This is a genomic window from Bacillus cereus group sp. Bc061 (assembly GCF_027715825.1).
In the GTDB taxonomy this organism is placed as follows: Bacteria; Bacillota; Bacilli; order Bacillales; family Bacillaceae_G; genus Bacillus_A; species Bacillus_A paranthracis.
Genome location: NZ_JAQFTZ010000001.1, coordinates 901,026 through 914,453 on the forward strand (window position 1 = coordinate 901,026; position 13,428 = coordinate 914,453).

Consider the following 13,428-nt stretch of genomic DNA (forward strand, 5'->3'; position numbering starts at 1 on the left):
ACCAGCCTATAAAATGGCTGGTTTCTTGTTTATTTCACAGCTTCTTTTAACTCTTTACCTGCTTTAAATGCAGGAACTTTACCAGCAGCGATTTGAATTTCTTCGCCGGTTTGTGGATTACGTCCTGTACGAGCAGATCTTTCACGCACTTCAAAAGTTCCAAAGCCGATTAATTGAACTTTATCGCCAGACTGTAATGCAGTAGCAATTGTGTCAAATACAGATTGTACAGCTGCAGAAGCATCCTTTTGAGAAATATCAGCTGATTGTGCGACATTTTTAATTAATTCTGTTTTGTTCATGTTTTCACCTCATAAAAAAATTTTTTGGAATGAATGATTTAGTATAATAGATAGTAAAGATAAAGCTATTTATATTGTTAGAAAGAATGCTATATAGTTATGTTAATTTCGTTGCAAGAAACTGAATCCCTGCTAATATTTAGGGATTAATTAAGAATTGATGCATAGAAAACGCTGTAATATGAGGATGAGGGGGAGTATACAGATGATTTTTCGTGAAAAGGATGAGAAAGAAAGTATATTAATTCGTCAACATGATCATGGTTTTTTAGCTGGAGAGATTGCGAAGCATATAAAAGAAGATTTTTTTGAAGATGAAACATATTTAAAAGAGACAATTGATGCAATATATGAGCATGATAGAGGATGGATAGAACTTGATAAAGTACCAATTTTAAATGATGCTAAAAATATTCCATATACTTTTATGGATTGTCCAAGTTCATTACGCTTTGTCTTTTATACGATTGGTTTGAATGAAATTGAAGATGCCAATCCATACGGAGCATTACTTTGTAGTAAGCATTTTTTATCATTTCCATTAAATGAGGAAGATGAAGAAATGATGTCATTTTATACAGGGGAATTGGAACGACAAAAAAGAATATTGACGACGCTAACAAAAGAGCAATTTGTGATGTTCGATAAGCATTATAGATTATTAAAGTTTTGCGATGAACTTTCTTTATATGTCTGTATGAATAAACCGGGTGTAGAGAAGGAAGAGGAAATTGATTTGTTTAAAGATGGTTTTGAAGGAACAGAAATGTTTAATAGTAAGGAGGAGAAACCTATACAAGCTGAATGGGTGGACAAGGAAACAATTCGGATTACACCGTTTCCATTTCAAACGGAATTTCATACGTATGTAAAATATAAAACTATAAATAAACAAGAAATTGAAGAAAAAGGAATTGCAAAAGCTGATAGAGAATCAGAAATAAAGAAACAAACTATTCGTTTCATACAATAAGGAGGCGATTTCGATTGAAAGAGTACATGTTAAAACAAGTGGATTACCATGCTTGGGCTAATCTACGATTATTCAATCGACTAAAAGAATTACCAAACTATGAGACGATTTTTACTGAACAGATGCAGAGTGTATTTCCATCAATCAAGGATACGTTTGCCCATATTTATATTACAGATCAAGTGTGGTTACACATATTGCATGGTAAAAGTATGAATGAAGCAATACAAGGCCGAGAAGATTTACGAAAACAAATGGAAAACAAATCGTTACATGAATTAGAAAAAATGTTTGAAAACATGGCAGATCAATATAAAGACTTTTTAAGTACAATACAAGATGTGAATGCTGTATTTGTTATCGAGAATCCATATGTAGGAAAATTAGAAACTTCAATTTTAGAGTTAGTACAACATGTCGTAAATCATGGTACATATCATAGAGGAAATATAACAGCGATGATTCGTCAACTTGGTCATTCGTCGACAATGATGGATTTTGTTCTGTATTTACATATGGTTAAAAAGCAGGGAGAGTAATATAGTTTATAAGAAGGAGAGGCTTTAGTTGTAGAAGTCTCTCCTTCTATTTTATTCCGCATGAATGGTAGATCAACTGATTAAAGTTTTACTTTATTTCTTAAGAAGCTTTATTTTCTTGTAATTGCTTCGCATATTGTACAGCTTTATATGCATTGACTCTACCGTTTTTCCAGTACGTACCTGTACCAGTAATTTTATCAGAAGTTGACTCAATAATTTGGCGAATTTGTGTATTGCTATATCCTTGATTTGCTAAAAGAGCAGCAACTCCTGCGACATGAGGTGTTGCCATAGATGTACCACTTAATGATTGATACGTGCTTCCTTTATAAGTAGAATATATATTTGAACCTGGTGCTGCAACATCAACCCAGCTACCATAAGTAGAAAATGAAGATTTCTTATCTAATTGGTCTGTAGAAGCAACTGCAATTACTTCGCTGTAATAAGCAGGGTAATTAGCTTTTGTATTTCCAGCATTTCCAGCAGCTGCAACTATAACAGAGCCTTTATTCCATGCATATTGAACGGCCTGTTGTAATGCAGTACCACCATTTGGAGCTCCTAAACTTAAACTAATTACTTTTGCACCCGAATCAGCAGCTTCTCGAATACCTTGCGCTACAGCATCGAGAGTACCACTTCCTTGATTATCTAATACGCGAACAGCATAAATGGAAGTTTGTGGGGCAACACCAGCAATTCCGACGCTGTTATTCGTAAGTGCTCCAGTAATTCCAGCGCAATGTGTACCATGACCATTCCCATCATCAGATGTATTGTCGTTATCAACATAATCATGCCCGTAAATTACTTTCGAAGCCAAATCAGGGTGTGAGCCTTGAACTCCTGTATCAATAATGGCTACTTTTACACCAGGATCACTTCGTTGGCTATCCCAAGCTTGTGGAGCTTGAATTTTTTGTAATCCATATTGATTTTTAAAATATGGGTCGTTTGGAGTCCAAAAGGCGTGAACGTAATAATTCGGTTCTGCATATTCCACATCTGGATTATTTTTATAACTCTTTATTTTTTCTTTTACAGTACCTTTTGAAAATTGAACGACTTCAAAACCTAACTTATCATCTTTAGATAAGACATTAGCTCCGACAGATTTATGAAAAGATTGCACATTACTTAAAGATGCATTTTGCTTGAACTTAACGATTAATTGGTTAGGAACGTAATCAGTAGATGATGTTTCAGCGCTTGAAGTATTCGTGTTAAAGAAGAAACCACCAATAATAAAAGACAAAACAGATAGGAAAACAATGATTTTGTTTTTCAAAAGATTTTTCCTCCCTTTTCTTGGATGAGTTTTTCAGCGACACTTTAATGTCGCATTCCTTTTCAACTATATAGTTAGACCATACGATTTATGACATTTATGTGAAAAACTTTTGGAGGAATAAAAAGGAGTAAACATTGATATAAATATATTTTTAATGATAGTAATAAAGTAAAAGAGGGGATGAAAAAAGGAATGCTCATCATGTATGAGTCATTCCTTTTTTCATAGATTAACTTGCCTGTTTTTTATGACTTTTTTTCAATTTCTCTGCTTGTAAAAAGCGATTCGTTTCAGCAACAACAATACCACTTAACCCAATAAGACCAATTAAGTTTGGAATCGCCATAAGTCCATTTGCAATATCCGCAAATGTCCATACGATGCCTAATTTTAAATTCGCACCAATAGCAATCATGACAATAAAGATTGCTTTATAATATTTAACAGCACTTTCTCCAAATAAATAAGCCACGCATTTCTCACCGTAATACGACCAGCCTAAAATAGTAGAGTAGGCGAATAAAATAATTGCGATACCAAGAATCATACTACCAGCAGTACCGAATACAGATTGAAACGCAAGTGTTGTAGCTTCAACCCCAGTTTTACCAGACTTCCATGCACCTGTAGTAATTAATACTAGCCCTGTAATTGTACATACAATAAACGTATCTAGAAAAGTACCAGTCATTGAAACTAAAGCTTGCTTTGCAGGGGAATCAGTTTTTGCAGCCGCCGCGGCAATAGGGGCACTCCCTAAACCAGCTTCGTTCGCAAATACGCCGCGCGCCATTCCAATTTGAATAGCTGATGCAACTGTTGCACCGATAAAACCACCAGCAGCTGCAGTACCATTAAACGCACCAGAAAAAATAAGTGAAAATGCTTCAGGAATTTGATCGTAGTGATAGAAAATAATGATAAGACCAGCAATGATATAAAAGAAAGCTTTAATAGGAACAACATATCCTGTTACTTTCCCAATTTTTTTTACACCGCCTAAAATAACGATAGCGATTAAAAATGACATTACTATACCAGTTAAAGCAGGAGGGAAAGAGAAATTAATTCGCATTGCCTCTGCAACTGAATTAGATTGCACCATATTCCCGATACCGAAAGAAGCAGTTGTACCGAATATAGCAAATAAAACTGCAAGCCACTTCTTACCTAAACCACGTTCTAAATAGTACATTGGTCCACCTGAATATTCACCATTTTCATTACTAACACGGTATTTCACCGCAAGAATTGCTTCGGCATATTTTGTTGCCATACCAAACAAAGCAGTAATCCACATCCAAAAGATGGCACCAGGTCCACCGATCGTCACAGCAGTTGCAACACCAGCTATATTTCCCATACCAATCGTTGCCGCCATAGCTGTCATAAGTGCTTGGAAGTGGCTAATATCTCCAGAGGAAGATGTATCTTCTGATTTTTTAAAAGCTAGTTTGTGAGCGTATAATAGTTTACTAAACTGTAAACCTTTTAAACGCACTGTGAGAATAATACCAGTACCAACGAGTAACAACAACGTTGGTAATCCCCACACATAGTGATTGATTTGTTCTAATACTTTACTTACTGTCTCCATCTTTATTCTCCTTTTTTAGAAAAAATAAAAACCACTTCAAGTAAATGAAATGGTCTCTGGAGAAACAAGGGATAGAAAAATAAACCGATACAAATCGGCATTTTCTTTCGCTTGTCTCTGTCCTTTTACCTGAGAGATTATCCGCTATAGTAGCGGATTTGCTCCTTCGGTGCTCGTTTTCCTCCGCGCTATTTAAAGCGGGAGGGAGTCTCTCCAGAGATTCGTCCCCATGCAGTTCTACTTGTAAACAAGACCTGAGAGTTTCAAAGTCGGTTAACAACTTTTTGCCCCGTCGGTAGATCAATAGACCTTCTCCTGAATGGTTCATCCGAATTATAAAATTAATAACCTATACGAATTGAATGTGTATAGAATCAATAAAAACATTATAGATATACAATTAATGAAATGCAATCATTTTTTATTTTAAAATAGTAAAGAATTCTATTTTTTCGAAAGTCCTAATTTCTCTTCAACTTCAGTTAAAGTAGATAAAGCGATGACAATATGTTGATCTGCAAGCCCTAAAGCATGTTTCGTATTTTCAATTGTTGCACTGTTTGGAGTAGAGTTAGTGGCTCCGTCTATAATTAAATCTGCCGCGTTTTTCATAAATTTAGAAGCAGCCTTAAATTCAGTTGTGAAATAAAGAAGTTGTTCTTGTATTTGTACTTCTGATATATCTTCTTTAATTTTCAAAATGTCTATTTCATTCATAATGTTTTCATATTGTTTGGAAACAGCATTCATTGTAACTAATAGTTTATCTCTGTCTACTGAATCACCGTTCGTGTTAATCTCTTCCCAGGCAGGCAACCAATCTTTTTCGATGATATCATTATAATTAGTAGTCAATTCATTAATTTTAGGCTGTAATTTCGTTTTGAAAGTTTTTGTATCCGTTGTTTCTACAGGTGCTTTTTCTTTGTTATTTTTAACATTAGTAACGTAGAAAATTGTACCGAAAATGATGAAAATAGAAATAACAACTGTCCATTTAGTAAAAATTAATTTTTGCAATATGTAACGCCTCCAAAATTAAAAAACTTGTAATTATAATATATAACAATAATGTTGTTTGAAGTAGAGAAAATAGGTTAGAAAGTATATAATATATATATATTATATACATAAATAATTAAAGTTAGTAAAATGATGAAAGTAATATGTAAGAAAAGAGGATTTTTAGTAGAAATGAATAGAAGAAAACTAGTTTCAAATATTTCAATGGCTATGTTATTAGTTGGTTTAATTGCATTCATATTTATGAATAAAGAATCTAAAATTAAAGATTTTCCAGTACCAATGTCAGCAATACATATTAACGATGATAAGGAAGAGGGTTATAAATATATAAGTGTAATGCCTATTACAACGGTAAGTGGATGGGAGAACTTAGGTGAAAACGGGCATACTGTTAGTTTTAAAAAAGGGGAGCGGAAGGTAACTGTATTACATTATCCGGGAGAAATTACGTATTATTTATTTGAGAAAAAGATGAATAAGGGAGATTAGCTAAAGATGTAATTCATTAAGAGTTACATCTTTTTTTTCATTCTGAATTATTTGAAATTAAATTCGATAGATGTTTTGATAGATGTATTGCTAAATATGATTAGTTCTATATATCTATAAAGAGTATTAGGGTGATTATAAAAATATTATGTGAACTAATTATTGTGAGAAGAAGATCAATTATATGCTAAAGGGGAAATTAAAAATGCTACTAAAAACAATCTATTGTAAAGTAGAAGAAGAGAAAAAAGAGTTATTTTCAATGGCACAAGAAAAATGGCGTGATATACAGCACCTAGATGGTTTTTATGGACAATTTGGTGGATGGAATGAAAATGAGGCATGTGTATTTACTTTATGGGAAGATAGAAATGCATATCAATCATTTATGAATGGTGCTCACGATACAATTTATTTAAATAGTAATCAAGAGGATACGTTTCTTTCATGTGAAATCGAATTATTTCAAACATTGTATGATATAGCAGAAGTGCCTTTGAAAGACGTTGTTACAGAAGGATCCTTCGTAAGGGCGGCTGTATGTGATGTAAAGGAAGAAAAAGAAAAGCAATTTTTACATAAACAAGAAACAATTTGGAATAAAGGAATGAAAAATATAAAAGGGATGCTAGGTGGGGTAGTTGGGAAGTCTTTACAAAATGAAAATCGTTACATCGTGTTAACTTATTGGAAAGATGGAATGGCACATCAAAATTATGTAGAAGAGATTTTCCCTGAGTTGTATAAACTAGCTAATATTCATGAAGATATAGAAGATATGAGAGGTAAACAAGTTGTATGTAAGGAAGAATGGTTTGTATATTAAGCACGGAAAAAGTGCATAAATGAATGTATAATAAAGATATTTTCTTATAAATAAGTAATTTATAGAAGACGTTATATGCCCTTTCATGTTAATATATTTAAGTTATAATAGGAGGCTTACCCTTTTGTATTGTACGGTAGAAGCAGTGTGAGCTTGAAATTTTTTTAGAAAAGGATGTGCCTAATTTGCGTATCAATAAATTTATTAGTGAAGCTGGAAAAGCGTCTCGACGCGGAGCAGATAAATTAATTAATGAGAGAAGAGTAATTATTAACGGTAAGGTTGCAAAAATTGGTGACCAAGTGAATCCAGGTGATGATGTACGCGTAAATGGAGAGCAACTTCGCATTGCTCGAGATCACGTATATATCGCTTTAAATAAACCAGTAGGTATTACATGTACGAGTGAAAAATCAGTAAAAGGTAATATTATCGATCTAGTGAATCATCCATTACGAATTAGTCACATTGGACGTCTTGATAAAGATTCAGATGGTTTAATTTTGTTAACGAATGATGGTGATATTGTTAATGAAATTTTACGTGCTGAAAACAAACATGAGAAAGAATATATCGTTTCAGTAGATAAGCCAATTACACCTGATTTCTTAGAAAAAATGGCAGCGGGTGTTAAAATTCTAGGTACAAAAACACTTCCTTGTGAGATCACACAGTTATCAAAATATGAGTTCAAAATTATTTTAACACAAGGATTGAATCGTCAAATTCGCCGTATGTGTGAAGCTTTAGGATATCAAGTATATACGTTAAAACGTACGAGAATTATGAATATTGAATTAAATAATTTACCAGTTGGACAGTGGAGAGATTTAACGAAGAAAGAGAAACGCCGTCTATTTGCAGACTTAAATTACGAACCACAAGAGTGGTAAAATTGAGAAGGAGAAACCAAAAACATTTTTTGGTTTCTTTTTTTATTAAATAAAAAATCTTTTCCAAACACTTGCAAAAATAAAATGAATAAGATATAGTAAATAACAATTAATGGATGTATTTAAAAAAGCAAAGAAAAGGACACGAGTTATTTTCCCCGGTTATACAGAGAAGGAAGGAAAGCTGAGAACTTCCTAACGCAGAAAAATAACTTACCACCTTAGAGCTGCACTAGGGAAACGAAGTATCTAGTGCCGTGTAAGCGACGTTATCGCAAAAGAAGCCATTATGTTTTTTATGATGGGAATCTGGGTGGAACCACGGATATAAGCATATTCGTCCCTATTTTAGGGATGAATATGCTTTTTTGCATTCAATTTCATAATAAGCGAAGAAAAGGACACGAGTTATTTTCCCCGGTTATACAGAGAAGGAAGGAAAGCTGAGAACTTCCTAACGCAGAAAAATAACTTACCACCTTAGAGCTGCACTGGGGAAATGAAGTATCTAGTGCCGTGTAAACGACGTTACCGTAAATGAAGCCATTATGTTTTTTATGATGGGAATCTGGGTGGAACCACGGGTATAAGCACGCTCGTCCCTATTTTAGGGATGAGTGTGCTTTTTATTATGAAATGGAGAGATGAAAAATGAAAGAACAAATGATTGAAATTAAATTTCCAGATGGTAGCGTGAAAGAATTTGTAAAAGGAATTACTTTAGAAGAAATTGCGGGATCCATTAGCAGTAGCTTAAAAAAGAAAGCAGTCGCAGGGAAAGTAAATGATGGGGTATATGATTTACGCCGAAATATTGAAGGAAATGCGGAAGTAGAAATCATTACTATAGATTCAAATGAGGGTGTAGAAATTGCAAGGCACTCTGCGGCACATATTTTAGCGCAAGCTATAAAAAGAATTTATGGTAATGTAAACCTTGGTGTAGGACCGGTTATTGAAAATGGGTTTTATTATGATATGGATCTTCCAAGTAGTGTAAATGTAGAAGACTTACGAAAAATCGAAATAGAAATGAAAAATATTATAAAAGAAAATTTAAAAATAGAACGAGTTGAGGTTTCTCGAGAAGAAGCAGCAAAACTATTTCAAGAAATGAATGATCGCTTGAAATTAGAACTTTTAGAAGCAATTCCTAGTGAGGAAAGTGTAACACTATATAAGCAAGGTGAATTTGTAGATTTATGTAGAGGGCCACATTTACCATCTACAGGTTATTTGAAAGCCTTCCAATTAACTCACGTTTCTGGTGCATATTGGCGAGGAGATAGTAATAACCAAGTGCTTCAGCGTATATATGGTGTTGCATTCTCTTCCCAGAAAGAATTAGAAGAGTATTTACATTTCGTTGAAGAAGCAGCAAAAAGAAATCATCGTAAATTAGGGAGTGAGCTTGAGTTATTTATGTTTTCTGAAGAGGCTCCGGGAATGCCGTTTTATTTACCGAAAGGTCAAATTATTCGTAATGAATTAGAAGCTTTTTTAAGAGAAATTCAAAAAGAATATAATTATCAAGAAGTACGCACTCCATTCATGATGAACCAAGAAGTATGGGAAAGATCAGGGCACTGGGGACATTATAAAGATAATATGTATTTCTCAGAAGTGGATAATAAAAGTTTTGCATTAAAACCAATGAACTGCCCAGGTCATATGTTAATGTTCAAAAATAAATTGCATTCTTATCGCGAATTACCGATTCGTATGTGTGAGTTTGGTCAAGTACATCGCCATGAATTTAGTGGGGCGTTAAACGGATTATTAAGAGTACGTACTTTCTGCCAAGATGATGCACATTTATTTGTAACTCCAGAACAAATTGAAGATGAAATCAAATCTGTAATGGCGCAAATCGATTATGTATATAAAACTTTTGGATTTGAATATGAAGTAGAACTTTCTACTCGTCCAGAAGATTCAATGGGTGATGATAAGTTGTGGGAACAAGCAGAAGCGGCGTTAGCAAATGTATTACATTCATTGAATTGTAAATATAGACTAAATGAAGGTGACGGTGCATTTTACGGACCGAAAATTGACTTCCATATTAAAGATGCTTTAAATAGAAGTCATCAGTGCGGAACAATCCAGCTAGATTTCCAAATGCCCGAAAAGTTTGACTTAAATTATATAGATGAGAAGAATGAAAAGAGAAGACCAGTTGTCATTCATAGAGCAGTATTAGGATCTTTAGACCGATTTTTAGCAATATTAATTGAGCACTTTGGTGGTGCATTCCCGGCATGGGTGGCACCAGTTCAAGTGAAAGTCATTCCAGTTTCGAATGCAGTCCATGTACAATACGCAGATGAGATTGCGGATAAATTAGCACAAGTTGGTGTTCGTGTCGAACGAGATGTACGAGATGAAAAATTAGGATATAAAATTAGAGAAGCACAAATGCAAAAAATTCCTTATGTACTTGTTATTGGGGATAAGGAAATGGAGAACGGAGCTGTAAATGTACGTAAATATGGGGAAGAAAAATCAGAAGTTGTTGAACTAAATGGATTTGTGGAAAGTATGAAAGAGGAAATAAATAATCGGAAATAGAGTTTAAAGAGAAAACACACCAATTCATAATGGTGTGTTTTCTTTTTTACCTTACAAAAATGTAAGGTAAATGTAAGCGAAATCGAAGGAACGAGTTGTAGAAAGATGAGAATATGAAGTAGGAAATAGGTTCATGTTACCTGTATAACCTTTTTGGTTTGAATAATTAAAAAATTCTTAAGAATTTACATGAGAAAAAGATAAGAAATGTGTGAGAAATTAAATTTATACAAAAGGGATGGAGTGAAAGAGATGTCAACAAATGTAGTTACTGTAGAAAGTGTAGAAAAAACGTATGGGAAAAGAAATGAGAATCAGTCAAAAGCATTAAGGGGTGTGTCATTAAGTATTAAAGAAGGGGAATTTGTAGGGATTATGGGTCCTTCTGGATCTGGAAAGACGACTTTACTGAATGTGATTAGTACATTGGATCAAGCGACAGGTGGCAGTGTGACAATAGCTGGTACAAATATTACTTCTATGAAGGGGAATGCATTATCAGATTTTCGATCTCAAAAATTAGGGTTCATCTTTCAAGATTTTAACTTACTAGAAAACTTATCAATTTATGAAAATATTGCTTTACCACTTTCTCTGCAAGGTGTACCTTCAAGTGAGATTACTGGAAAGGTAAATGAGGTGGCGAAGAAATTAGGAATTACTGAAATTTTAACAAAATATCCAACTGCTGTTTCTGGTGGACAAAAGCAAAGAACAGCGGCAGCACGAGCTTTAGTACATAATCCAGCAATCGTATTAGCAGATGAACCGACAGGAGCACTTGATAGTAAAAATGCAAAAAGCTTATTAGAAGCGATGCAAGATTTACATGAAAATCACAATGTAAGTATTTTGATGGTTACACACGATGCATTTAGTGCGAGTTATTGTGAGCGTATATTATTTATTCAAGATGGTCTTCTATATAAAGAATTAAAGCGTCAAGGAACGCGAGAAAGTTTCTATCAAGACATTTTAGGTGTGCTCGCTCATATGGGCTCAGCTGCTGAGTCTAAGTAGGGGGCGAGACTATGTTATTCAAATTATCACGTCATAGTATGAAAAAGATGTTAAAAGATTATATGGTTTTACTTATCGGTCTCGTTATTAGTATTAGTATTTTTTACATGTTCCAAACGATGGCGATGAATAGTGAATTTACGAAGGATAATAGTCTTATTAGTAGTATTAGACTCGTATTCTGGGTAGGTGCAATACTATTATCTTTCATCACTGTATTTTATATTATATATGCCAATTCTTTCTTACTCACGTTAAGAAGAAAAGAACTCGGTATGTACATGATGCTTGGTGCGAAAAAGAAAAAAGTAGCACAATTATTATTTATTGAAACATTCGGTATGGGTATTGTTAGTATTATTATCGGGATTTTAGTAGGGATGTTACTAGCAAGTGTAGCAGGAAACTTTTTAATGAATGGTATGGAAATTTCAGCAAAGGGTAGTTATTCATCTGTATATACACCAGCAATCATAGTTACAGCTATTTTCTTTTTAGTACTATTTTTTATTACTGGTTTAATGAATAGCATCCGCTTATTACGTAAAACAGAATTAGAATTAATACGTGAAGATGAAACACTAGATGAAGTGAAGAAAAGCAAAACTCGCATTATTATAATGACTGTACTTGGTGTATTACTAGTAAGTACAGGATACTATTTTATGATAAATATAAAAACGTTTGCTGAACTCGGTTTTATAATAGCGACAATCGTTACAACACTTGGAACATATTTTATCTTTAGTTCATTGCTCCCATTTTTTGTGATGAAAATTAAAGGGAATAAAAAACGAAATGAAACGGGCTTAAATAGTTTTACATATGCACAGCTACGCTTTCGAGTAAATAGCTTATCGAGAGTATTAGGTACTGTAGCAATGTTAATTGCATTAGGCGCAGGTGCGATGACTGCAGGTATGGCATTCCAAAAAAATGTAGGTATTATGACAGACTTCTCACGTGTATATGATGTCGTAATTCATGATCCAAATGAACAAGATACAGCTGCATTAAAAGAAATGGAAATTGTGGAAGAAAGCCAGTACAAGTATAAAGTAGATGGAGAAGCGGTTTATTACTTACGTAACGATTTAACTGCGAAACCGCCACTTGTTTCAGACCACTTTGATACAAAAACTTTAAAAGAGCCTGTTCGTAAACGTGTGACTGAACCTTTAACTGAACCTGTATATTCTGCTTTAGAGGCTCCTGAATCAGCAAAATTCCCTCGTATGCCGAGAGATTGGGAAGATGCAATTGTAAGAGAAATACAAATTACACATAATCAATTTAACGGAAAACCTGTAAGAATTGCAGATGAAGCACATTATAAAGGAATTCAAGGAACAGAACACACTGTAACATTAGCAAAAGTAGATGATATGAAAAAGTATAAACCGTTGTTGATCGAAATAGATAAGAGACAAAAAGAACAAATTGAAAAAACAACAGGTACAAAAGTAGACTTATTTACGAAAATGACAATTTATCAATTTATGAACAGCTTCATGAGTGGAACAATGTTTATGGGATTTTTCCTCGGAATTGCATTTTTAGCAATGATGGCAAGTTCCCTTATGTTCAAAATATTAACAGGTGCTTCTCGTGATGTACGCCGTTATGAAATGTTACGAAAAATCGGTGTGAGACGTAGTATGTTAACGAAAAGTATATATAAAGAAATTTCATATTTATTTATCTTCCCAGCAATCATTGGTATTTCTCACGTGTTAGTAGGGCTTAACTTATTTAGTTTTATATTAGTTGACCCGTTTGTAAAAGTGTGGGTGCCAATTGGGATTTTCTTAGTCATTTATTTCATCTATTACTGGATAACTGTTCAACTTTATAAAGGTATGGTAATGCCGAAAGAAGAAGTAGCTAAATAGTTT

Annotated in this window: 12 protein-coding genes, 1 riboswitch and 2 other annotated features; of the genes, 8 read left to right on the forward strand and 4 right to left on the reverse strand. The window is 33.7% G+C overall.

What is annotated here, in order from left to right; genetic code table 11:
- Window positions 1-29: 29 nt before the first annotated feature.
- Entirely contained in the window at window positions 30-302 is a 273-nt protein-coding gene (locus tag PDQ40_RS04620) for an HU family DNA-binding protein (RefSeq protein WP_001043907.1), read from the reverse strand.
- Between the two features lie 205 nt (window positions 303-507).
- Between PDQ40_RS04620 and PDQ40_RS04625 the strand changes: the two genes are divergently transcribed.
- Both PDQ40_RS04625 and PDQ40_RS04630 read left to right on the forward strand, forming a co-directional pair.
- Window positions 508-1,275, forward strand: coding sequence for a DUF3891 family protein (locus tag PDQ40_RS04625; RefSeq protein ID WP_000577265.1), 768 nt, complete (start codon window positions 508-510; stop codon window positions 1,273-1,275).
- Between the two features lie 14 nt (window positions 1,276-1,289).
- Complete coding sequence (locus tag PDQ40_RS04630; protein ID WP_000666447.1) at window positions 1,290-1,814, forward strand: DinB family protein; 525 nt, start codon at window positions 1,290-1,292, stop codon at window positions 1,812-1,814.
- A 100-nt stretch (window positions 1,815-1,914) separates the two neighbouring features.
- Here the strand turns inward: PDQ40_RS04630 and PDQ40_RS04635 are convergent, their stop codons facing one another.
- From PDQ40_RS04635 to PDQ40_RS04645, 3 genes are all read right to left on the reverse strand, one after another.
- Window positions 1,915-3,108 (reverse strand): S8 family peptidase, encoded by a 1,194-nt coding sequence (locus PDQ40_RS04635; protein ID WP_000790931.1) that lies wholly within the window; start codon window positions 3,106-3,108, stop codon window positions 1,915-1,917.
- A gap of 232 nt (window positions 3,109-3,340) precedes the next feature.
- Window positions 3,341-4,708 (reverse strand): alanine/glycine:cation symporter family protein, encoded by a 1,368-nt coding sequence (locus PDQ40_RS04640; RefSeq protein WP_000451020.1) that lies wholly within the window; start codon window positions 4,706-4,708, stop codon window positions 3,341-3,343.
- 107 nt (window positions 4,709-4,815) lie between these two features.
- A riboswitch (glycine riboswitch) is annotated at window positions 4,816-4,935 on the reverse strand.
- 217 nt (window positions 4,936-5,152) lie between these two features.
- A complete protein-coding gene (locus tag PDQ40_RS04645; RefSeq protein WP_270691251.1) occupies window positions 5,153-5,728 on the reverse strand; it encodes a hypothetical protein in 576 nt (191 codons plus the stop codon).
- 132 nt (window positions 5,729-5,860) lie between these two features.
- Between PDQ40_RS04645 and PDQ40_RS04650 the strand changes: the two genes are divergently transcribed.
- The 6 genes from PDQ40_RS04650 (at window position 5,861) to PDQ40_RS04675 (ending at window position 13,425) form a co-directional block, all read left to right on the forward strand.
- Entirely contained in the window at window positions 5,861-6,223 is a 363-nt protein-coding gene (locus PDQ40_RS04650) for a hypothetical protein (RefSeq protein WP_270691252.1), read from the forward strand.
- Window positions 6,224-6,428: 205 nt separating this feature from the next.
- Window positions 6,429-7,049 (forward strand): YdbC family protein, encoded by a 621-nt coding sequence (locus PDQ40_RS04655; protein ID WP_074540002.1) that lies wholly within the window; start codon window positions 6,429-6,431, stop codon window positions 7,047-7,049.
- Window positions 7,050-7,234: 185 nt separating this feature from the next.
- The gene (rluF, locus tag PDQ40_RS04660; RefSeq protein ID WP_001222168.1) at window positions 7,235-7,942 is read left to right on the forward strand and encodes a 23S rRNA pseudouridine(2604) synthase RluF; all 708 of its coding nucleotides are present in this window, start codon (window positions 7,235-7,237) and stop codon (window positions 7,940-7,942) included.
- A gap of 124 nt (window positions 7,943-8,066) precedes the next feature.
- Window positions 8,067-8,290 (forward strand) — a binding site (T-box leader).
- A gap of 35 nt (window positions 8,291-8,325) precedes the next feature.
- Window positions 8,326-8,549, forward strand: a binding site (T-box leader).
- A 44-nt stretch (window positions 8,550-8,593) separates the two neighbouring features.
- Complete coding sequence (gene thrS, locus PDQ40_RS04665; RefSeq protein ID WP_270691253.1) at window positions 8,594-10,513, forward strand: threonine--tRNA ligase; 1,920 nt, start codon at window positions 8,594-8,596, stop codon at window positions 10,511-10,513.
- Window positions 10,514-10,765: 252 nt separating this feature from the next.
- Window positions 10,766-11,533, forward strand: a complete 768-nt coding sequence (locus PDQ40_RS04670) for an ABC transporter ATP-binding protein (RefSeq protein ID WP_000106430.1) — start codon at window positions 10,766-10,768, stop codon at window positions 11,531-11,533.
- An 11-nt stretch (window positions 11,534-11,544) separates the two neighbouring features.
- Window positions 11,545-13,425, forward strand: coding sequence for an FtsX-like permease family protein (locus tag PDQ40_RS04675; protein WP_001992351.1), 1,881 nt, complete (start codon window positions 11,545-11,547; stop codon window positions 13,423-13,425).
- Window positions 13,426-13,428 lie beyond the last annotated feature (3 nt).